We start from the raw sequence: 23250 nt of genomic DNA, 5'->3' as shown, positions 1-23250 counted from the left end.
GATATAAAGAGGAGGTGGCTGTAATGGGTAGTATTGGTCCTATGAGCCTCATTATTATCGGAATTGTCGCGTTATTAATTTTTGGTCCTAAGAAGTTACCAGAGCTGGGTAAAGCATTCGGTTCAACATTACGAGAATTTAAAAATGCTACTAAAGGTTTAGCCGACGAAGATGATGATGACAAGAAAAAGAAAGAACTAGATAAGTAAGTTAGGATGTTTGAGGAATGAATCCAAAAGATCTAACTGTCATTGAGCATATAGAAGAATTAAGAAAACGGCTTTTCATTGTTGCCGTTTTCTTTGTTCTAGCTATGGTTGGCGGCTTTTTTGTTGCAAAGCCGCTTGTTAAATACCTTCAATCTACTGGAGCTAATTATAATATAGAGCTTCATGCGTTTGATGTAGTAACACCACTTGCAATTTATTTCCAAGTTGTTTTTTTAATTGCATTTATCCTTTCATCGCCAGTGTTAATGTATCAATTGTGGGCGTTTATAAGCCCAGGACTACGGGAAGTAGAACGAAAAGCAACCTTAAGCTATATACCGTATTCATTTTTATTGTTTATCGCAGGGCTATCTTTTTCATACTATTTATTATTCCCTTATGTCATAAAGTTCATGATGAATTTATCGGTCGAGTTGGAAATTCAGCAAACAATTGGAATACATGAATATTTTTCATTTTTATTTAAACTTACAATACCTTTTGGTTTCCTTTTCCAATTGCCAGTTGTCATTTTATTCTTTTCACGTATAGGGTTATTAAATCCTGATTTACTAATTCGTATTCGTAAATATTCGTACTTTGGTTTATTTGTGTGTGCCGCTATTATCGCACCACCTGAACTAGCTTCACACTTAATGGTTTCAGTACCATTGTTTGCGCTCTACGAAATTAGTATTATGGTTTCACGTATTGGTTACAAGAAATACTTAAAATCAGAGGAAATACGTTTGCAGGAAGAGCAGGAAGCTGAGCAAAAACGCCAGGTTGAAGAGGCGCTTGAACAGCAGCGACGCCAAATAGAAGAATTGAATCAAAAATAAATAGTGGAAGCTCGATGTGAAATAGAAGCATCGAGCTTTTTTGTTATAAAAGAATAGGTTAGAATCTAAAAAAATCAGTGGGAAGAAAAATTAAATAGACTAAACTAAGAAGAGGATATTATGTTCAATATATGAGCATATATCCTCTTTTCTTATACATATTAGATTAGTTATACAGATATTGAAAATATAGTTCAGTATGTATATATTATTCAGAAAAGTATGTATATTCCGGGCAGAGGACGTAGCCCATAGCGGGAGGCGTAGTGAGGTCTTTAGACCGAGCGTTAATATTTTTTAGGGGTGAAGTGCTATGAGGGTGCAAGAGGTTGTCTTAGAGAATAACAGCAAAAGATACATATTACTGGATCAAGAAGGATTCCCTGTTATGCCAGTTATGAAATATATAAAGTATTTAGATAAGACAGGGAAAAGGCCTAATACTCAAAAAGCATATTGTTATTCCTTAAAACATTTTTATACCTACTTAGAAGAAACAAACAAAGATTACAAGTTTATTAGATTAGAAGATTTAGTTGACTTTGTGGGGTGGTTAAGAAGCCCCTATCAGAGTTCAAATGTCACCCCTCTTCAACAAAAGAAAGCAATGCGAACGGAAAAAACAATTAACCATACAATTACCGTTATAGCAAACTTCTATGACTACCTCTACCGAAATGAAGAAGTACAAAATGACATGATGGAAAAGTTAATGAAGCAAGTATTTACAGGAGGACACTCACGTTACAAAAGTTTCTTACATCATGTTAATAATGACAAGCCATCAAACAGAAACATACTGAAATTAAAAGAACCACGCAAAAGAGTAGAAACACTCACAAAAGAACAAGTACAACAAGTATTACAAGCAACCACTAATATACGAGATAAGTTCTTAATTCAATTGTTATTTGAAACGGGATTGCGTATTGGAGAAGCTCTCTCTCTTTTCAGGGAGGATTTTGTTTATGACCATCAAAAAGGGCATCAGATTCGTTTAGTAGAACGAGGGGAATTAGAAAACGGCGCGATGTTAAAAACAGGGGAACGTGAAATTTATGTATCACAATCCTTAATGGATTTATATGATGATTACTTGTATGAAGTGCTTGATGAATTAGACTTGGATTCAAACTTTGTTTTTGTAAAACTGAGAGGAAAAGATGTGGGAAAACCAATGGAATATTGGAACGTTGAGTCTCTATTTAAGCGATTAAAAAAGAAAACAGGGATAAACCTACATCCTCACCTATTTCGTCATACACACGCTACAATTTTCTACCAGAAAACAAAGGATATTAAGCAAGTACAAGAACGATTAGGACATTCTCAAATTCAAACAACAATGAATCTGTACCTACATCCTTCGGATGAAGATATTCGAGAAGAGTGGAATAAAGCACAATCCGAATTTAACCTAAAGAAAAAAACTGAAAGGAATTACTGTATGAAGCAAATCAAGGATGTTCAGGTAGAAGAAATAGGCTTTCATGAAGGCTTACAAAGAGAACTTTCAACATATCCTGAAAAAACAGTACATGAAGATGGTTCTGTTTCAATTGAACAAGTAAACAACCCCTATTTCTTAGTTAATGACAAATGGAGTGTCAACGTTGTAGGTGAAATCAAGCAGTTCGAAGAATTGGTAGCACACTATAATCATAACAATAAAAATGTTTACTTTCGATTTAATAGTCCTTCACTCAATTTAGAAGTGAAATATGTTTATTATCAGCAATTGTTTAATGATTTATGGACAATCAAGAGTATATATAACGCTCAAAGTCCATTAAAAAGAATAACGGATTTCATAAATGAAAAATATCCAAATCTCTCTTCCTTGTTAGATTTGGATATTGAAAAAGCTGAACGAGAGTATTTGTTTTGGTTGAATGAGAAAAAAATAAAAACTTATTACACACAAACAAATAAATTAAGAAACGTGACTACTAAAACAGCAATAGCAGTTTTTTTGAGGACTGTTTATACTGCACTACTCAAATTCACCGATAAACGTGAAGAATGGAAAAAAGACAAATGGGATGTTCGTACTTTACATAAGAGATATGGTATTGATTACAACAAAAGCGAATCTGCTTATTTCCTCGACTTTTCAAAGATTGACGAAAAGGTTCGTGAACAAGTTAAAAAATATTTTAAGCAACGATTGATCAACAAAAACAGGTTTTCTACGGGGACAGCACGGAGTTATCTAAAATGTATACCAGGGTTTTTTAAGTTTATATTTTCATTGGAAACAACATGGAAAGACTTAAAGCCTCTAAAAAGAGCACATATTGAGAAGTACATCGAACATTTACATGAATACGCTAAAAATAATTTAAAAAGACGTGACGCTCACCCTGCACATTATATTATAAAATCGCTGTCTCATTTACAAAGATTTCTTGAAGATATTCAACGGTATGAGTACGATATGGCTCCCGAAGCTAATGTGCGATTATTAATTTTTCCTGAAGATAAACCAAAGGGAAGATGAAAACAAGCAATTAAGAGAGCAACTGAAGGTAGCTTACGCAGACGTATATAAGAAGTTATAGTCAATAGGAGAACGTTGTTCTCCTTCTTCAACAATCGGGCCAGATTGTTGGTGCGACACGTTCCTGGCTCAAATGAGATGTGGATAACACAATCTTGATAAAGGTCAGGCAATTTACGATTTAAATTGAAGGATATTATCAAGGAGCCGAATGATGAGGTAACGCTCAGAAAGGCTCCCCCTGCGTCGAATAGCACGTTATTTAGTAAGGGAAAGCGTGTTATAAGCTCGGCTAATAGGCGTGAGAATTTACCGTAACAGTTCGGCTGACGAAAGCCTACCCGATGGGGTGGTGTAAATCATGGTGCTTGGGTTGAACAAATATGGTGAGAATGCAACATAATAGGTTAATAAACTATATTGCTGGCGAACCTCTGAATGTACGGGTCTAGAATGGCAATACATAGAAATGTGTATATCACTAAATGTGAGGTTAGTTGTGGATGAGTAAGAATCAACAATATAAAAGTCCATCTTGTGTTACAGGCACATGCAATGCTAACAGGCTCATAGGAGGCACCTAAGTTTGTTCCATAATAGTTAATATTCAACGTGGTAAGCTGATAACGTGGAGAGCTTACTCTCGATGAGACGTTGGAAAGGAAAATAATCGTGAGATTAGCGAATATATAACTTTTCTTTATATCAGTGAAAGTGGTGGCACAGTACCGGTGAAGTGTGTAATGAACATGGAGGGATCGCCACTAGATTAATACAAGATTTATTCACCATGAAAGGCAGTTCTTCAACGATTAATAAGGTTCTCGTGAGACTAATAGAGGTTCAGCTCCAAAAGGAGCCACCGACTTGTTAAAACGAAAGAAACTGAGACATAACGAGTACTATGACATGCAAAAACAATTTGATTTGCTATATGCTCGCAGTGTTGATGGTCAAAATTTTTATGATTTATTAGATATAATGCAATCGCGTGAAAACATTCAATTAGCGTACCGTAATATCAAGAAAAATACGGGTAGTAAAACGGCTGGGTTTGATGGTCAAACAATTGAAGATATTAAACAATTAAAAGTATCTAAAGTTGTATCAACGATACAAAAGATGTTTACACACTATCGCCCACAAGCAGTACGACGTGTTTTTATTCCAAAGGCAAATGGGAAAACACGACCGCTAGGTATTCCGACAATTTGGGATAGGTTATTTCAACAGTGTATTTTACAAGTATTAGAACCAATTTGTGAAGCAAGATTCTATAAGCATAGCTATGGATTCAGACCCAACCGTAGTACACATCATGCTAAGGCACGTTTTGAAACATTGATAAATCGAGCGTGTTTATATCATTGTGTAGACGTTGATATAAAAGGATTCTTTGACAACGTAAATCATGGAAAACTGCTCAAACAAATGTGGACAATAGGCATTCGAGACAAAGCCCTTCTTTCGATTATTTCGCGTCTTTTAAAAGCGGAAATCATAGGTGAAGGTTTTCCATCGAAAGGAACACCGCAAGGTGGGATACTATCCCCACTCCTATCAAACGTCGTATTAAATGAACTTGATTGGTGGGTTAGTAATCAATGGGAAAGCTATGAAACGGAGAGAGCTTACAAAAACAAAATGAGTAAGAATCAAGCGTTAAAGAAAACGAATTTAAAGCATTGCTATATCGTGAGGTACGCAGATGACTTTAAAATTCTTTGTCGAACACGTTCTCAAGCAATACGAATGTTCCATGCAGTTAAAGATTTCCTCTCTACACGTTTGCATCTAGAAATTAGCGATGAGAAATCGAAAGTTGTGAATCTAAAGAAAAATTCTTCCGAATTTCTAGGCTTCCGTATTAAAGCCCATTCTAAGAAAACAGCGAAGCGTACCCTATATGTTGCGCATTCACATATGACGAAGAAGGCTTTAAACAATGCACAAATAAAACTGAAAAAAGCGGTTAAGACAATACAAAAACATCAATGTATTCAAAATGTTTGGCGATTTAATACGGTTGTCATGGGTATCCAAAACTATTACGCCGTAGCGTCGCACATTACAGATGATTTAACTGAGCTGAACCATCGTATTCATAGAACGTTACACAATCGTTTAAAAGGCATTAGAAAAGAAGCGACGCTTCAAGACTTCACGAAATCCTTACTGAAAAGGTATAACAGATACGAATGCAAGATTTATAAAATTAAAGAAATGGCACTCGCTCCAATTCATGCCCAACGTTGCCGAATAAACCTAAACTTCTCACAAACCATCTGTAATTATACTACCGAAGGTAGAAATAAAATTCATCATAGTTTGAAAGCTATTAATAAACAAACGCTTATTACTGTGATGCAACAGTTCATTCCTCAACGCTCCATTGAGTATAACGATAATCGTATTAGTCGATTTATTGCGCAATATGGTAAATGTGCTGTAACTGGGGTTGAACTTAGCTTTGATGACTGGCACTGTCACCACAAAACTCCATATTATTTATCGCAAGATGATTCCTACGGTAATTTAATTATTGTCAATGAATCAATTCATCGACTAATCCATCTTAAAGACCTTGAGAAAATAAAAGTACTCTTGAAAGTACTTCATCTAGATAAAAAGCAACTAAAAAAAGTAAATGAATTGCGTGAGCAATGTCTGAACGAAGCAATCTAATTCCACATTACATCTTTTCCTTACATAAAAATCGAATGAATTGAATTAATTGGAACGCCGTATGCGGTGAAAGTCGCATGTACGGTGTGAAGTGGGGGAAAAGCTGGAGATAACGTCAAAGGCTTACCTATCACTATAACATCATATATAAGAAAATTGGATATTTATCTTATAAATACAGAAGTGATTGTAAAGTTTTGCACTTAAACGGCCAGTTTAATTGAATTGTAAAAGAGCGGTCTTTATCCCATTGGACATTTTAACAATCTTAACGAGATATTAATTCCAGCGTAAGATAATTATGTTATTATAGGTTAATTATAGAAATATCTCGATCGATTTCACCTATAGAAAGGAGTAGAGAAAAAGATGGGAAAAATAATTCTAATGGTCTCTATAATTCTAGGACTAAATACTTTGATTCCAATAGCTTATGCAGACTCAAATGATAAAATTCATAAGATTGAACAATTTGTTGAAGAACAAATGGAAATTAGTCAAATTCCTGGAATATCGGTAGTTATTGTAGAGAAGGGAAAAACAGTTTATCAAAAAGGTTTCGGGTACGCAGATGTAAAGGAGAAAATCCCTGTTACTTCCCAAACATTATTTGAACTAGCATCAACATCAAAAGCATTTATAGGTCTAGCCATTTTACAATTAGAAAAAGAAGGATTATTAAAACGAACTGATGATGTACGAAAATACATCCCATGGCTGGAGTTAGAATATGAAGGAGAACCACAGACCATTACAATAAATCAATTGCTTCATCAAACCAGCGGGATTGCTTCGAACACCATTGTACATATTCCTGAAAGTAACGCCGAGAACGCACTTGAATTAACAGTAAGAACCCTGCTTGATCAGCCTTTGAATCGTAAACCAGGTAGCTCATTTGAATACGCTACCATCAATTATGACGTTTTGGGGCTAGTCATTGAGAATGTTTCAAAACAGTCATATGACTTGTATATAAAAGAACAATTATTAGAACAAATCGGAATGAAGGATTCCTATGTTGGCTTACATCAAGTTCAGTCTGATGAGTTGGCAACTGGTTATAAAATAGGATTCATGAGAGAGCAAGAATATACACCGCCTATTTATCGAGGAAATATACCTGCTGGTTATATTGTCAGCAATACAAACGATATCGCAAAATGGCTAAACCTACAGTTAGGAGCCATCCAAAACGATACGATTAGTAAACAAACAATCGAACAATCGCACATCCCTGATCAATCCGTAGAGCCTATCCTTCAAGACACCTATTATGCAAGTGGGTGGAGAGTTGAAGAAAAGAATGACAAACGATACATATGGCACGATGGGGCAAATCCAACGTTTTCTTCTTATTTCATCATGCAACCTGATGAACAAATAGGGGTAGCCATTTTATCCAATATGGATACAACCTTTACAACAGCAATAGGTAAAAGCGTTATGGATTTATGGGAAGGAAATAATGTTAACTTGGATCATACTGACGGATATCAAGAGGTGGATAAAGTCTTAACGATTCTCTGTATTATTATTGGCTGTCTAGGGATAATTTTTAGTATTTTATTGCTAAGAAACTTATGGAAGTTTAAAAGAAAACAACGAGCTTGGGCATTGTTGAAAGGGAAGAGAATTTTTCTATTTGTGTTCCATTCACTGTTTGTAGCTGTGATTTTAATACTTGTGATGGTGGCTCCTAAAATATTCAATATGAATTGGGAGTATATTAAAGTATGGGGACCAACTTCAATTTCGGTGATTTATAGTGGAATAGCAACAATTATCATTTATTATTTATTCGTATTATGGCTAATTATTACCAAAAAGGTATCTTTATTAGAAAGAAAGTATATTCACAAATGAAATAATGAGCTATTTTATGTTGAATTTAATAAATTAAGATCTTCCACAATCGGGCGCGATTCTGTAACAAGGATCAGCGCTCGTTTTCATTAAAGGACCATTTAATTGAGGACCATTATTTATGGGTAGCGTCATAAAAGATGCAGATTTACAACGATAAGAAATATACTATGCATGTTTTTATGCAAATTAAAGAACAACCCCAGCGAGTATAAATGCTGTTGCATCAACTGTTTGTGCTATTTGTATAAATAATAGTCCTCGCAAAAAGGCACGAACGTTGATTAAACAACCTTCATGCCTTTTTGGTGTATTCTCAAATTTATATTTGGAAACGTTATTTAGGTTTATTTTGTATACTTTTTAAATCCTTATTGCACTAAAGCACCGTTAGTTTAAGGGAAAAGAGTCACAAACTTCATCACTTATTTTTGTAAATTAAGTTTACACTGTAACACTTAATTAAGTAATCCCTTCTATAACCAATTATCCCCTAAGTTAACATTCTGAAGTTGGAATAATACATAGGAAACTGTTGCATCATCTAAATGACTATAAGTGGCATCAAATACTTCTAAAACAGCAATCTTTTTTAAGTAAGCACTTAAAATGTAAATATAAAAAGGCTATTCTAAAAATATTTTCAGGAGATTGAACAATTTTTTAGGAAATGGGCGTCTAAGTAGTAGGATTGAAACGAGGTGAGTTGTCGTTGGAACAAATCGTAGAACAATATGGTGAATATTTATATCATCTTAATTATTTGTATATGAAGGATTTTCAGCTTGCAGAGGAAGTTACACAGGACGTACTAATGAAGTATCTATTACATAAAGACGATTTTAGAAATGATGCTTCATTGAAAACGTATTTAACTCGTATCGCTATTAATTGTTGTCATGATGAACTACGAAAACAAAAGAGAAAATCATTTATTTCAAAACTTTTACCACTAGGCAGAACTGAACCATCAGTGGAGCAAACATATATAGCAACTGAAGATTATACAACTTTAAAGCAAATTGTCTTCGCATTACCACTTCATTATAGGGAAGTCATTATACTGTTTTATTATGAAGAATTTGATGTTTCTGAAATTGCAAGTTTATTAAATGTATCACAAAACACCGTTCGTACAAGGATTCGTCGAGCGAGAGAATTGTTGAAAACAAATCAGGAACTGGAGGCAATATTTTATGAAGGAATTTAAAGCCAAGCTAAAAGAAGAATTGCGACAAGATGCCCCATTTACAAACGACATAAAGCAACGCATATTGCAACCTAAACCAATAAAAAGAAAGTGTAACTGGCAGGTCGTCTCGGTATCTATTGCAGCTTGTTTCATTATTGGGTTAATGCTATTCGTTGAATTTTCTCAAAAAAACAACCTACAAACAGCTAGTCAGCAAAATGAGCTACTACCGATTGTCGATGATGTTTCCTCTTTAGATGTAATTGAACCGAAATATGCCCATCTACTTGGTGAACAATGGATGCTGCATTTTTTGCCAATGATTATCGATAAGGAAGCCACGATTACGTATGGAGATTATATTGCCTTTTATGGAACTGATGGGCTTGTAGTTTCAACTGTATTAGGATTAGGTAATGATAATGTAACAATGAATCAAGGGCAAATTTTAGTAGATAATACCGCATTAAAAGTTCATGGGTTAAATGAGCAAATAAAAAATGAGGATATCAATGACCCATTTAATAATTCTTACTTATTTCATAATTGGGGAACAAAGCCAGAGCCATTCATTGACAAATCGATTTCTACGAAAGAAAAAGAATTTGTTGTTTATGACAATGACGAAGGCCACACGATTATGAAAATTAATGAAGGGCAATTAGTAGGTAAGGTCGTAGGATTTCAAAATTTTGAGCTAACATTTGAATTGACTGAACAGGAGCAGCAAGTTTTTGATGCCTTTAAAACGGATTATGATGTTGAAAAGTTAAAAAATATGACACCACAAGCGATTACTAAAATGTTTTTATTGAGCGATATTGAAAAAGATTATGAAACATATGAAGCATTGTTTACAACAAATATTAACGAAGAAACAGAAAGTGTTCGAAGATATTATGAGAAAACGAAAATCGTACGTCAGGAGTTGTTTACAGAGAAAATAAATCGCCTTATTATTGCAAACCTATTTGCTGGGTTGGAAAATGCAGAGTTTGAGCAACAAACAGATACAATCGGGGTTGTAAAATTTCTTTCAATTGAAGGAACACAAACAGAGCTACGTATGGAGAAAAATGCACAAGGAATTTGGCAGCCAGCCTTTAGTAGAGGAATCTATTAGCTTTTAAGAAAGGACATCAATTCACTCTTAAATGCTTGCATTGATGTCCTTCTGATTCTGTTTGGGCGCATCAAAAATCCTTTATGAAGTAAAAACCTTTCCAAAGAGTCATTTGGCAATTTTCATTCCCATGTTATTATAATCCAACCCCGTTACCAAAATCGTATTTGGGAAGTCTTTTGTGCTCAATGTTGTAAAGCATCATATATATGAGGACACCTTATACAACAATCGGGCGCGATTGTGGAATAAGAAAGGAGATTACATATTAGTCATATAAAATATGTAATCTCCTTTAATTTATTTATCTTTTTTTAATTTAGGTCTTGATAAACTTGTTTCCCACTGATTTTTATTGCATTTTTTCTAGTTCTTCAAGCAACTTTTGGATTGGTTCTGCATACACTTGTACAAGTGTCACAAAACCATTAAGCATAATATGGGCGATAATGGACGTCCAAATGCGTTTTGTTTTGTGATATAAGAAGGCAAAAATCAATCCACAAATTGTATAAAGTAAAATATGTGAGAAGTCGAAATGAATAAGTCCGAAGAAAATGGCACTTACGATTGCGGCTACCCAAAAATTAGTTGTTTGGACAAGCGATCCAAAAATAACACGACGGAAGACAAACTCTTCTAAAATTGGTCCAAACACGACAATTGCTAGTATTGCAATAGGAGCGCCTTTCGCAATAGTTACAATATCAGCTGTGTTTTCTGACCCACCTTGGATACCGAAGACATACATTTCTATAGACGCGCCAATCATTTGACCAAAGAAAACTAAGAAGAAACCAATAATTCCCCACACAATTGTGAGTGGTATAGTTTCTTTCTTTCCTTTATAAATATCCCAAAACGCTTTATCGCGTGATGTTAGGATCAAACATAAAATTAATGCAATAGCAAAGCTAAGTGCGATATACCAGCCTTGCGTAAGCGGAGCGGCTTGCTCATGGGGTAAACCGGTTATGCTCATAACAAGCTTGTGAAACGGTCTTAACAGCCATTTGCCTGATATCTGCATGAGAATATAAATTAGTAAAACATAAAGGGCTGTTTTTTTATGTTTATCTATTTTTTGAGAAGTAGTCAACGTCAAAATCCTTTCCATTCATTATGCTACCTCTCTATTGTAGAGGAATATGGAAAGAAAACAAAATTTTTCGTAGTTCTGACTTGCAAAAGAAAGTGTGATTGATTATCATAATAATTGTGTTAGCACTCGACTAGATAGAGTGCTAATAAAGTATCAACATATATTTTATTAATAGGAGGTTGTTTCACTTGTTAAGACCACTAGGAGATCGTATTGTAATCGAACTAATCGAGGTAGAAGAAAAATCTGCATTCGGTATTGTACTGCCAGACTCTGCAAAAGAAAAACCGCAAGAAGGTAAAGTTGTAGCAGTTGGGACGGGTCGTATATTAGAGAACGGACAACGTGTAGAGCTTGACGTTAAAGTTGACGACCGCATTATTTTCTCAAAATACTCTGGTACAGAAGTTAAATATGAAGGTAATGAATACCTAATTTTACGCGAAAGCGATATTCTTGCAATTATCGAATAACTTAAATCAGCTTGCATAAAGGTTAATGCCTTCAGTGTTTGTCATGACACTGTGGCGAAATTGATATAAAAATATATTTATAAAGCTTAACGAATATTCCATTTCAGGAGGGTAAATTCAAATGGCAAAAGATATTAAATTCTCAGAAGACGCTCGTTCATTAATGCTACAAGGTGTAGATAAATTAGCAAACGCGGTAAAGATTACTTTAGGGCCTAAAGGTCGTAATGTAGTTTTAGAAAAAAAATTCGGTTCACCACTTATTACAAATGATGGTGTAACAATTGCAAAAGAAATCGAACTAGAAAACCCATTCGAAAACATGGGTGCAAAATTAGTCGCAGAAGTTGCTTCTAAAACAAACGAAATTGCTGGTGACGGTACAACAACTGCAACAGTGTTAGCGCAAGCAATTATTCGTGAAGGCTTGAAAAACGTAACAGCTGGTGCAAACCCTGTAGGAATTCGTAAAGGGATCGACAAAGCAGTTGCAGCAGCACTTACAGAATTACACGCTATTTCTCGCCCAGTAAGCAATAAAGAAGAAATCGCACAAGTTGCGGCAATCTCTGCTGCTGATGATGAAGTAGGTCAATTAATTGCAGAAGCAATGGAACGTGTAGGTAACGATGGTGTTATCACAATTGAAGAATCTAAAGGCTTCACAACTGAGCTAGATGTAGTTGAAGGTATGCAATTCGACCGTGGTTATGCATCACACTACATGGTAACAGATACAGATAAAATGGAAGCGGTACTAGACAATCCATACATTTTAATTACAGATAAAAAAATTACAAACATCCAAGAAGTATTACCTTTATTAGAGCAAGTGGTACAACAAGGTCGTCCACTGTTAATCATCGCTGAAGATGTTGAAGGTGAAGCTCTTGCAACACTTGTAGTGAACAAACTTCGTGGTACATTCAATGCTGTAGCAGTTAAAGCTCCAGGATTTGGTGACCGTCGTAAAGCAATGCTAGAAGATATCGCAATTTTAACAGGTGGTCAAGTAATTACAGAGGAATTAGGCTTAGATCTTAAATCAGCTGATATTACATCACTTGGTCGCGCTGCGAAAGTGGTTGTGACAAAAGACAATACAACAATCGTAGAAGGTGTTGGCGGTGCAGATGCAATCGAAGGTCGCATTGGTCAAATCCGTGCTCAGCTTGCTGAAACAACTTCAGAATTCGATAAAGAAAAATTACAAGAACGCCTTGCAAAATTAGCAGGTGGTGTAGCAGTAATCAAAGTTGGTGCTGCAACAGAAACAGAACTAAAAGAACGCAAACTTCGCATTGAAGACGCTCTTAACTCAACTCGTGCAGCAGTTGAAGAAGGTATTGTATCAGGTGGTGGTACTGCACTTCTTAACGTATATGCAGCAGTTGAAAAAGTTGCGGATGTAGAAGAAGGCGACGTAGCAACTGGTGTGAAAATTGTGCTACGTGCTTTAGAAGAGCCAGTTCGTCAAATCGCTAACAACGCTGGTCTTGAAGGCTCAATCATCGTAGATCGCCTAAAACGCGAAGAAATCGGTGTAGGCTTCAACGCTGCAACAGGCGAATGGGTAAACATGATGGAAGCGGGCGTAGTAGACCCAGCGAAAGTAACTCGCTCAGCGCTACAAAACGCAGCATCTGTCGCAGCTCTATTCTTAACAACAGAAGCAGTTGTAGCAGACATCCCAGAACCAGCATCAGCAATGCCAGATATGTCTGGTATGGGCGGCATGCCAGGAATGATGTAATTTACAGCTATTCCATTAGAAAGCCATATAACAAACCACTTCTCATTTTGAGAAGTGGTTTTTTCAATGAAACGCTGTTAGAACAAGGACAACCGCTGATAAAAGTATCGAAACCGCGGATAAACTCCGGCAATCGCTGATAAAAGTAACGAAATCGCTGATAAAAGTATGGAAATCGCTGATAACCCCTGACAATCGCAGATAAAAGTATAGAAATCGCTGATAAACCCCTGACAATCGCAGATAAAAGTATAGAAATCGCTGATAACCCCCCGACAACCGCTGATAAAAGTATAGAAATCGCTGATAAACCCCCGACAATCGCTGATAAAAGTAACGAAACCGCTGATAAACCCCCAACAACCGCTGATAAAAGTATGGAAATCGCTGATAAACCCCTGACAACCGCTGATAAAAGTAGGGAAATCGCTGATAAACCCCTAGCAATCGCTGATAAAGATAGCAAATGACCCTATATATTACTTTTTAAGGTATTTTTTGATAATTCATTAATATAAAGTAAAATATGATATATACTATTCAGATGATTGTCTTTCAAGGAGGTTATGTATGATGCTTATGGACTTAAAAATATTAGAAAGATTAGAGCACGAAGAACATTTTTTAGACATGCGCAATTGTTTATATGAACTGGTGCAGAGTCATGTACAGAATTTGAATATCGATATAGAGGAATTCAACTGTATCCATGAACTGATGGAGGAAGAGATAATAGTAGAAACATTGTCGATGGATATAGAGTTGAAAATTCGGCAATTGATAGAGATTTTTCCGATTGACGAGGATATACTGCCAATAATTCAAGATGATTTAAATATAGTGTTGAAATGGTTTAGGGAAGCAGAAGCAACTAAAGTAGAAAAAGATAACCGATTTTTTGCTGAGGAAATTGAATACTTAGTAGAGAATTATATTGAAGCTACACTATATGATAATGCTGAGGCTCAATATGAACTTGGCGAGTACGAAGCGAAGCTAGGTAATGAAGAAAGAGCGGCTAAATGGTATGAATACGCAACACTGTGGCGTCATGCAAACGCTGAATATAAGCTTGCACAACACTTGGAGAAGCAAGGAGCATATGAAAGAGCTCAGGCACTGTATATGCTTGCTGATGAAGGTGGAGATGTGAGAGCTTTACCAGCATTGAAAGAATTATATCTTGCAGAACGACTTTCTAAAGCAGACGACGTTTTACTAACGATATTAGCTAGAGATAAGGAAGATATCGTTTTTTCTAATAAAATACGTCTACAATTATTACATAAAGAATGGTATTCTCACTCGAAAGTAGCTTTTGAATTTGAAGAAATAGTAAGCATATTAAACAATGAGATAAGCACAAAAAATGATCTTGAAGCAATGAAGAGAATACTCAATCACCTAAAAAATGGGACACAACTATATTCCTTTGAAGAGTTACCTTTGAAGACGAGGTTACTTGCTGATTTAATTGATAATTTATCTACTGTTCCATCAATTAGTATGTCTGCTGTAGTTGCTGATTTTTTAGATATTGTAGAAGCAACTATCACAGTTGACTGTACTGAGGATGAAATGCAGATGCTTCCAGAAGAAGATTATCGATGGCTATTAGGTATGTATAAAATAGCGATAGAGGAACATGATGCTCAGGCACTATATGAGCTAGGGAAATTTTATTGCTCTGAAACAGATTTAAATAATGATGTAACGAAAGCGATGAAATGGTTCCGCTTAGCATCGAAAGCTGGTGACTTAAATGCCGTTTGCGCATTAGGTAATCTTTTTTATGAAGGAGTAGGAGTTCAACGTAATTTAAAAGAAGCGTTTACCTTATATTTGATGGCAGCTAAACAAGGAAATACGGTTGCTGCTCATAAAGTTGGTACCATGTATTTTAATGGAGAAAGTGTAAAAGTCAATTATAATCGAGCTATGCGCTGGTTTAAACGTGCAGCTAAAGCGGGTGTATCAGATGCTCAGCATATGATTGGCTTTATCTATGAAGAAGGATTTGGCTTTGAGCAAAATTATGAAAGTGCAAAAAAATGGTATAAAAAAGCAGCTAAAAATAATTATGCTAAATCACAATTCCGTCTTGGGGAATTATATTATTATGGCAAAGGTGTTTCAAGAAACTTTGAGAAAGCCTCAAAATGGTATAAAAGAGCAGCCATGCAAGGGAATGATGAGGCACAGTACAGTCTTGGCTACATGCTAAAAAATGGTGTAGGAGAGCCAGTAAACTATAAAAAAGCTTTATCTTGGTTTCGTCAAGCGGCGTTACAAGGTAATAATTTCGCAAGGCTTGATATTGCTGACTTATATGAAGATGGACTAGGTGTTGAACAGAACTATCATGAAGCAATGAAATGGTATCTTTTGGCGGCTGAAGCTGGTAATGAAAGAGGTCAGTTTTGTTTAGCATATGCGTTTGATATAGGATTGGATGGACAAGTAGATTATCAAAAGGCAATGTATTGGTATAAAAAATCTGCAATACAAGGTTATGTTTATGCGCACCATAATATTGGAAAGTTATATGAGAACGGTGAAGGTGTAGAGCAAAACTACGAATTGGCTCTTAAATGGTATATTGTAGCTGCTGATCAAGGACACAGTAATGCACAATGTAGTATTGGTTATTTTTATAATCATGGGCTAGGTGTTAAACAAGATTATAAAGAAGCGGTAAGGTGGTATCGCCTTGCTGCACATCAGGAAAATGTAGTAGCACAATTTAATTTAGGCGGTTTTTATGAAAATGGATATGGTGTACAGCAAAATTATGAAATGGCAGCTAAATGGTATCGCCTCGCATCACATCAAGGTGATGTTGACGCACAAAATTGTTTACGAAATTTATATAGCAGTGGGAAACTTCAACTGCCTGAATAAAACGAAGTAATTAAAAAATAGTAGTACAAACCGAAACTCAGGTTGTACTACTATTTTTTCTATGATTGTAAATGCACTATAAGCTGCTGCATGTTCAATATAGTGAAATTCACATGTGATTCCTCACTGTTCCAACAAATGGACACAGGATGTAATTGATCGATATACATTACTTGTGTCTGAATGTCTTGATACTTGTCTTTTATTTCAATTGTATTCAGCAAATGTGGAGCGGTGTTTGGCAATAGACTTGTTTTATAGAGGGCTTCCTTCATTGTCCAAAATTCATAAAATAAATGTAATTGTTTTAGTTCGGATTGTTGACGTATTGTTGTCAACTCAGCCTGTGACATTGCATATTGCATGGCATCTTCAGTCACATGCTTTATTTTTTCAACATCAATCCCTACACGACCTTCATTCGTTAGTGCTATAACGATCCACTCTCCAGAATGAGCAAGATTAAAATCGCCTGTCCAACTATCGTTTTCTATAACATAGGGGCGTCCATGCTCATTTCGAGTAATTTGGATATGCCGAGCATCGGTTAAGTGTTGGATTGACCATCTAATAAGAACATTTCCAAGCAATGCTCTTTGCCGATCCTGCCAATGGATGTATTTTAATATCCTTTGCTGATCATTATATGGAAGATGAATGAAAAACATATCCCATTCGGATTTTTCTAATTGTGAACCCATTGGAAGTGCAAATACATGTACGCCATTAAATTTTGGCATTATCGAACTGCGACTGCCTTAGGCTCAGGAAAATAGCCTATTTCAACGCCATAATCAATCATATTTTGAATGAACGCTGCATTAGGTACTGCGCATGTAATAGTAGAACTCGCTAAAAATTCCTGTGTTTTATTGCTATTAAATAAAAACGGTGAATCACTTGCTCCATCACCTTCAAGCTGTGCAATTGCTAAAGATAAATATTCTTGAACTTCTTCAGAATGCTCGCCATTTAATAGCCAGTCCGTATACTCCTGTGCAGTGACAATGTCTAAGTCATAGTCAAGTTCCTTCATTATCTTGATAAACTCTAGATAAGGTAGAGGAACAGGATTACATAGGTGGAATATATGTCCGTTTGATGTTGGCTGACAAGCTAGAGCAACTAATGCTTGGCTTGCATAATTGATCGGTGTAAAATCAACATGCCAATTAGCAGTTGGTGTTTTACCTAAGTAAAGCATAGATTTAATCATTCGGTAAAAAGCATTATCGTCTATATTGCGTTGGAATTTCCCTGTGTCGGAATGGCAGGTTAAATTTCCAACACGATAGATTGAAATTGGTATCTGATCATTTATAGCATTTCGAACAAGATTTTCAGCCTTTAGCTTACTTTGCGTATAAACATTCTCGAGTTTACTATCATAATTAAAGTTGCCTTGTGCTTCATTGGGCCCCCATTGATGTGCGGCAAGCTCCTCTGGAATCCCCATTGTTGATACATAGTGGAAATGGACACCTTGTTTCTGTTTTGCGAGTTCAAGCAAATATTTAGTGCCTTCAACGTTTACATCATTAAAATGATCTGCTGCGCCGAAATGCCTTACATCTGCTCCGCAGTGAATAATTGCATCAATTTCTGCAACAATTGCCTGCTCATCCTTCACGGATAAATTAAGTGCATGTTTTCCCAAATCGCCTTGAATAACTGTTACTCGATTTTCCATAAGGACATCGATATCCTTTTCGAAATAAAATAGCATACTATCCATTAGCTTTTCTTTAAGTGATGTATGTGCACTTGGTCGAATTAGACAGTAGATATGTGCATTTGTTTTCATTAATAGCTCATATAATACATGACTTCCTAAATAGCCAGTGGCCCCTGTTAACAAAACCGTATTCATAGGTAAAGGTTTTACCGCTTGAGAGACTGGTAGGGCATTAGGCTCCATTAGTTCCTTCGAAATTAAATTAGTTGTCCGCTCTTGATGATCATGCACCTCAGGTCGATAGTTACTAATATAATGGTCAAGCTCTGCAATAGTTTGATGCTGGAAGAAATCTTGAATTTTTAAAAATGGAACATGCTTTTTCACTTGTACAAGAATTTCAAGCACTTTTAGAGAATGTCCACCAATGTGAAAGAAATTATCATGAATTCCTACACGCTCAATACCAAGTACATACTCCCAAGCATTTGCTAACAATTGTTGGATGTCGTTTTCGGGAGCATCATATGGACTGTCGAGAGATGGAGTTAGCTCCATTGTAGCTAATTGTTTACGATCAATTTTGCCTGTTGGAGACAATGGCATGTCTTGTAATTCAAAGAAACGTTCAGGAACCATATAATCAGGTAGATTGCGTGCCAAATAATCTCTAATAGATGCTTGCTCTACCTGACTACCTCCCGATACAGTGTAGTAGGCAGATAAGCTATTATTGCCATCTGTCATTTTCTTCGCAAGAATAATGGTTTCTTGAATGTTAGGATGTTTGCTTAATACCGTTTCAATCTCCCCAAGCTCAATACGAAAACCCCTTACTTTGATTTGGGAATCTTTACGCCCGACAAATTCAATAACGCCACTTGGCAATAGTCGAACTAAATCACCTGTTCGATACATCCGTTCATTTGACTTAAACAAATGGGGGATAAATGCTTCGGCGGTTTTTTCTGGTTGATTTAAGTAGCCTGCAGCTAGGCCAGCACCTGCAATACATAATTCTCCTATTTCATTAATAGGACAAAGCTGACCATCCTTATTCATAATATACATCTCATAATTAGCAATTGGCTTACCTATAGGAATACTTGCCTGATTGCCTTTTAGTTCATCTTTTACCCTGTAATAGGAGGACAGCACGGTACACTCAGTCGGTCCATAAACATTAATAATCTCAGTTGTTGTACCGAATTTTTCTTGCCACCTTTGTACGACAGTAGGCATAAGAGCTTCTCCGCCAACTGACAAATAGTTAAGTGAAGATAATTTTCCAAGGTATTCTAGAGGGAGGTGTGTAGCAAGCTGTGTAAAAAATGCATTTGGCACGGTAGCAGTCGTTATTTGTTCCCGTTCAATCATATCAGCGAATGCCTCAATGGATATACGTTCGATGCTTGTTAACAGATGTAATCTTGCACCTGAAAAGAAAGCTGTAAATGTTTCCGTAACAGATGGGTCAAAACTGTAGGAGATAAATTGAGAAAAAACGTCGGTTTTCGTTGCTTGGTAGATTCTTTGATTATCTGTAATCAAGTTAATAACAGCTTCATGCTTGAGCATGACGCCCTTTGGTTGGCCTGTCGACCCTGATGTATAAATAATATAGGCTAAATCGGTTGGATGGAGGTCGATGTGAATATTTTCTATTGGAAAGCTTCTCTCCATCTGATTCATTGGAAAAACGGTTCGAGATAGGGAATCATTATGCATTAATTCATTGATCAGTTGAGTATATTCATCTTTTGTAAATATGAATGAGGCACCTGTATCATTCAAAAGGAAATGACAACGTTCTTTCGGATAGCTAGGATCAATAGGGACGTATATACCTCCTGCTTTTAAAACGCCAAGTAAAGCAACTACTGTTTCTTTACTTCGTTCCATGACAATCGCTACATAATCGCCTTTTTGTAAACCATTGGCAATTAACAGATGAGCAATTTGATTAGATTGTTCATTTAGCTGACGATATGTCATCATGCCGCCATTAAATGATAATGCGATGCGGTCAGCAAACTGATTCGCTGCTTGATAAAATACTTCAGGTATTGTTTTGTTCTTTTCATAATGCGCATTTGTTCGATTTAATGCCTGGTATACTAACAAATCCTCCTCATTTAACAGTTGTGTACGATCAGATGGGAGCATTTGTTGTTCCGGTAGTTTCGTTTTAGAAAGTGGTGTAATTAAATCTAGTTCTTGTTTTATATTCAATTATAACAACTCCTATTTTTAGAAAGGAGAGCTGTCTTATAAGACTCTCGATAAGCAGAATTTAATAGTCAATTTCATAAACTGCTCAAAACCTACAAGTAAGTAGCAGCATGACCAAGAACAAAATGACTTAATTCTACTTATAGGACAGCTCCTTTCATTTTTATCTCGGATATAACTGGCAGTAAGCAAAGGTAAACCAAATGATTAAATGGCATTCAATTGCCAGTAAATGCCCGATTGGTTTACTAACATTCAAAGGGATCAAGAAACTCCCTCTGAATGAAGTTTCACTTTATTTCACTTCAAATGTATTCACAACATTTAACAATTCACTGGATAAGTCATTCAACACTTTAGCTTCTTCGGAGACTCTATGCACAGTGTTAAGTTGAGATGCAGACGTTTCGGCTACTGCTCTTGTATTATCTCTCGAAGTTTCAGAGAAATTTTCCATATCCTTAACGGCAGAAGTTACTTCCTCCATACCCGCAGCCATTTCTTCAATCGTTGCAGATAGTTCTTGAATTTGTCCAGTTACATGATGAATGGAAGTTAAAATTTGACTAAACGACTTTTCGGAATCATTAATCATTATTAAACCATTGTCCACTTCTTCCACAGCTAGTCTCATAACATTTACAGAGTCATTCGTATCATGTTGGATATGGGAGATAAGCGTGGAAATTTCACGAGCTGACGCCTCTGATTGCTCAGCAAGCTTGCGAACTTCATCTGCTACAACAGCGAAGCCACTTCCAGCTTCTCCAGCGCGAGCAGCTTCAATTGCTGCATTCAATGCTAGTAAATTCGTTTGGGAAGCGATACCTGTAATAATACCAACGATTTCTTCAATTTTACCTGAATGCTCACCAAGCATTTTTACAGATGCCGCTGATTGATTGACAGCTTTACTAATGGCATTCATTTGGGCAACAGATTTATTAGTAGATTCATTGCCTTTTTCAGCTTCTTCTGAAGTAAGGATAGAGGATTCTGAAATTTGATTTGATGTCATGGCAAGTCGTTGAATGCCAATGCTCATTTCTTCAATTGTAATGGCGCTTTCTTTTGCCTTTTGTACTTGTAAATCAGCTCCCCCAGCAATCTCTTGCATGGCTGAAGCTACGCTATTGTAAGAATCTGTTGTTTCCTGCATATTGGTCGATAAAACATTTGCGGAGTTTGAAACGTGTGTAGAAACATTTGTCGCACTTTTAATAACGGTTCTTAAATTCTCAATCATGAAATTAAAGTTTTCCGTTAGTAGGCCAACTTCATCTGTTGATGATACAGGTAAAGGTTCAAGCTCTAAATTACCTTCCGCTACCTTTCTAGATTGTATGGATAGTTGCTGAAGAGGTTTCAATTTTCTATTTAAAAGCGAGTAAACCGCAATGGAAGAACCAATTAAGAAAATAACTGTAACTACAAGAGTCCATAATACTTCTGACATAGCCTTAGCGGTTACCTTTGATACATCATAGTCCATTGCATAAGCAGCCAAGATAGAGCCATCTTCATCTACAATAGGTGTAAGTCCTGTTTTATAGCTACCAAATTCATCGCTATATACATCAGTAGCTGTAGCTTCCTTTGTTTCAAACACTTCTTTGATCTTTGTAAGAAAATCTGAAGATAGACCCATTTCTATCATATCCTGGTTATATTCAGCTCCTACATTAAGTACGCTAGATGAAAGAACCGGTGCATTTATTTTTTCTCCATCTACTGTAACGAGAAAAAGATTCGTAATAAGATCTGATTTATTGTTTATAGCGTCCATTTCTTCTGTCAAACGAAGGACATCTGGGTTACTAGCATTAGGTTCCTGCAGTACAGATTGCAATGTCTTTAAATCTATAGTCTTTGATAGAATCATTCCTTTTTCATACAGGGATTGATCCATATCTTTAAAATTGCTTTCTCTCACTATATAATAGGAAAGACCTAAAGTGACTAATCCAAATAGTAATAAGATACTTAAGATTATGACCGTTAATTTCTTACTGATGGACATATGCTGTTTCTTGCTTATCTTCATGCTCTTCCTCCTAAAATTATATACAAAACATATTTGAGGTAAAAAAAGGAACAATAGCGGGTATGATAGTCGAATGTAACTAGATGAGAACGTTACAGTTGGTAGTTCAGATGTAATTAATCATGGAAGTTCATGTTCCTTTTTACAAAAAATTATGAATGTAAATTAAGCCATTCATCCCCTAACAATAAACAACTATACTGCCAAAAAATACGGTTCACAACCCAATGAACTTACTATTTCGACTTTAAATCTTCGGGATTAAAACTAAAAAAATAGTTTTTTAGTCTGTAAAATTCCTATTTTTGTGGATATTTATACAATAAAATATCTTTATATTAATATAAAGTAATTTAGAGTCGTTATCTAAGTTGATTTCAAATGATTAAAATATAGGTGAAAAATTCAGAGCTTTATTTTATTGGGGAAGGGTAAATCCCTTCGTGTAATAGATAAAAAGGCTATCCACTAGTTCGTATTTGAACTTGTGGATAGCCTTTTTGTTGCAGTTATTTAGCTTTGATTACCAAAAATACCAGGTGACATATCTGACATTCCTGGTGGGTTTAAGCCAGGGAAACTAGGAAATTGCCCGCCTGGATATGGCATCGGAGGGCGCGAAGGATATGGTTGTGACGGATATGGCATCGGAG

The 23250-nt window shown here is 35.9% G+C and carries 14 protein-coding genes and 3 pseudogenes; 12 read left to right on the top strand and 5 right to left on the bottom strand.

All coding sequences use genetic code 11. The annotated features are described in order from the left end of the window. The first annotated feature begins 23 nt into the window (after window positions 1-23). From QRN68_RS19870 to QRN68_RS19830, 9 genes and pseudogenes are all read left to right on the top strand, one after another. A complete protein-coding gene (locus QRN68_RS19870) occupies window positions 24-209 on the top strand; it encodes a twin-arginine translocase TatA/TatE family subunit (RefSeq protein WP_068986770.1) in 186 nt (61 codons plus the stop codon). A 17-nt stretch (window positions 210-226) separates the two neighbouring features. Continuing rightward, on the top strand, window positions 227-1051 hold the full coding sequence (gene tatC, locus QRN68_RS19865) for a twin-arginine translocase subunit TatC (protein WP_285398643.1): 825 nt from the start codon (window positions 227-229) through the stop codon (window positions 1049-1051). Between the two features lie 313 nt (window positions 1052-1364). Next, window positions 1365-2477, top strand: a pseudogene (locus tag QRN68_RS19860) (tyrosine-type recombinase/integrase); the annotation flags it as partial. A gap of 21 nt (window positions 2478-2498) precedes the next feature. Then, window positions 2499-3548 (top strand): annotated as a pseudogene (locus QRN68_RS19855) (tyrosine-type recombinase/integrase); the annotation flags it as partial. Continuing rightward, a pseudogene (locus QRN68_RS19850) lies at window positions 3529-3612 on the top strand (DUF6262 family protein); the annotation flags it as partial. The pseudogenes QRN68_RS19855 and QRN68_RS19850, both read left to right, overlap by 20 nt. Window positions 3613-4460: 848 nt before the next feature. Continuing rightward, complete coding sequence (gene ltrA / locus QRN68_RS19845) at window positions 4461-6236, top strand: group II intron reverse transcriptase/maturase (RefSeq protein ID WP_285398649.1); 1776 nt, start codon at window positions 4461-4463, stop codon at window positions 6234-6236. A gap of 369 nt (window positions 6237-6605) precedes the next feature. Next, window positions 6606-8102, top strand: coding sequence for a serine hydrolase domain-containing protein (locus QRN68_RS19840; protein ID WP_285398642.1), 1497 nt, complete (start codon window positions 6606-6608; stop codon window positions 8100-8102). 712 nt (window positions 8103-8814) lie between these two features. Beyond that, the gene (locus tag QRN68_RS19835; RefSeq protein ID WP_285398641.1) at window positions 8815-9312 is read left to right on the top strand and encodes an RNA polymerase sigma factor; all 498 of its coding nucleotides are present in this window, start codon (window positions 8815-8817) and stop codon (window positions 9310-9312) included. Continuing rightward, window positions 9299-10417, top strand: a complete 1119-nt coding sequence (locus tag QRN68_RS19830) for a hypothetical protein (RefSeq protein WP_285398640.1) — start codon at window positions 9299-9301, stop codon at window positions 10415-10417. Before QRN68_RS19835 ends, QRN68_RS19830 begins: the two co-directional genes overlap by 14 nt. Before the next feature lie 352 nt (window positions 10418-10769). Here QRN68_RS19830 and QRN68_RS19825 read toward each other — a convergent pair whose 3' ends face one another. Further along, complete coding sequence (locus QRN68_RS19825; RefSeq protein WP_285398638.1) at window positions 10770-11534, bottom strand: CPBP family intramembrane glutamic endopeptidase; 765 nt, start codon at window positions 11532-11534, stop codon at window positions 10770-10772. A 173-nt stretch (window positions 11535-11707) separates the two neighbouring features. Here QRN68_RS19825 and groES point away from each other — a divergent pair, with 173 nt between their 5' ends. Beyond that, window positions 11708-11992, top strand: coding sequence for a co-chaperone GroES (gene groES / locus QRN68_RS19820; protein ID WP_049667833.1), 285 nt, complete (start codon window positions 11708-11710; stop codon window positions 11990-11992). Between the two features lie 121 nt (window positions 11993-12113). After that, the gene (groL, locus tag QRN68_RS19815; RefSeq protein WP_285398635.1) at window positions 12114-13745 is read left to right on the top strand and encodes a chaperonin GroEL; all 1632 of its coding nucleotides are present in this window, start codon (window positions 12114-12116) and stop codon (window positions 13743-13745) included. A gap of 7 nt (window positions 13746-13752) precedes the next feature. Here the strand turns inward: groL and QRN68_RS19810 are convergent, their stop codons facing one another. Beyond that, a complete protein-coding gene (locus QRN68_RS19810; RefSeq protein ID WP_285398633.1) occupies window positions 13753-14211 on the bottom strand; it encodes a hypothetical protein in 459 nt (152 codons plus the stop codon). Between the two features lie 104 nt (window positions 14212-14315). Between QRN68_RS19810 and QRN68_RS19805 the strand changes: the two genes are divergently transcribed. Beyond that, a complete protein-coding gene (locus QRN68_RS19805; RefSeq protein ID WP_285398632.1) occupies window positions 14316-16646 on the top strand; it encodes an SEL1-like repeat protein in 2331 nt (776 codons plus the stop codon). Window positions 16647-16705: 59 nt separating this feature from the next. Here QRN68_RS19805 and QRN68_RS19800 read toward each other — a convergent pair whose 3' ends face one another. From QRN68_RS19800 to QRN68_RS19790, 3 genes are all read right to left on the bottom strand, one after another. Further along, window positions 16706-17386, bottom strand: a complete 681-nt coding sequence (locus tag QRN68_RS19800; RefSeq protein WP_285398631.1) for a 4'-phosphopantetheinyl transferase family protein — start codon at window positions 17384-17386, stop codon at window positions 16706-16708. Then, on the bottom strand, window positions 17386-20553 hold the full coding sequence (locus QRN68_RS19795; RefSeq protein ID WP_285398630.1) for a non-ribosomal peptide synthetase family protein: 3168 nt from the start codon (window positions 20551-20553) through the stop codon (window positions 17386-17388). Before QRN68_RS19795 ends, QRN68_RS19800 begins: the two co-directional genes overlap by 1 nt. A 295-nt stretch (window positions 20554-20848) precedes the next feature. Then, window positions 20849-22597 carry a methyl-accepting chemotaxis protein gene (locus QRN68_RS19790; protein WP_285398629.1) on the bottom strand — a complete coding sequence of 583 codons (1749 nt, stop codon included), beginning with the start codon at window positions 22595-22597 and terminating at the stop codon, window positions 20849-20851. Window positions 22598-23250: the final 653 nt, after the last annotated feature.

This window comes from Lysinibacillus sp. fls2-241-R2A-57, from assembly GCF_030209535.1.
In the GTDB taxonomy this organism is placed as follows: domain Bacteria; phylum Bacillota; class Bacilli; order Bacillales_A; family Planococcaceae; genus Lysinibacillus.
Note: the sequence above shows the minus strand (reverse complement) of the source record. Positions and strands in the feature narration are given on the sequence as shown.

Bases quoted from the DNA above. Each gene is read 5' to 3' on its own strand.
- QRN68_RS19870 (WP_068986770.1), top strand. From the start codon at position 24: ATGGGTAGTATTGGTCCTATGAGCCTCATTATTATCGGAATTGTCGCG.
- tatC (WP_285398643.1), top strand. From the start codon at position 227: ATGAATCCAAAAGATCTAACTGTCATTGAGCATATAGAAGAATTAAGA.
- ltrA (WP_285398649.1), top strand. From the start codon at position 4,461: ATGCAAAAACAATTTGATTTGCTATATGCTCGCAGTGTTGATGGTCAA.
- QRN68_RS19840 (WP_285398642.1), top strand. From the start codon at position 6,606: ATGGGAAAAATAATTCTAATGGTCTCTATAATTCTAGGACTAAATACT.
- QRN68_RS19830 (WP_285398640.1), top strand. From the start codon at position 9,299: ATGAAGGAATTTAAAGCCAAGCTAAAAGAAGAATTGCGACAAGATGCC.
- QRN68_RS19825 (WP_285398638.1), bottom strand. From the start codon at position 11,534: ATGGAAAGGATTTTGACGTTGACTACTTCTCAAAAAATAGATAAACAT.
- groL (WP_285398635.1), top strand. From the start codon at position 12,114: ATGGCAAAAGATATTAAATTCTCAGAAGACGCTCGTTCATTAATGCTA.
- QRN68_RS19805 (WP_285398632.1), top strand. From the start codon at position 14,316: ATGATGCTTATGGACTTAAAAATATTAGAAAGATTAGAGCACGAAGAA.
- QRN68_RS19800 (WP_285398631.1), bottom strand. From the start codon at position 17,386: ATGCCAAAATTTAATGGCGTACATGTATTTGCACTTCCAATGGGTTCA.
- QRN68_RS19790 (WP_285398629.1), bottom strand. From the start codon at position 22,597: ATGAAGATAAGCAAGAAACAGCATATGTCCATCAGTAAGAAATTAACG.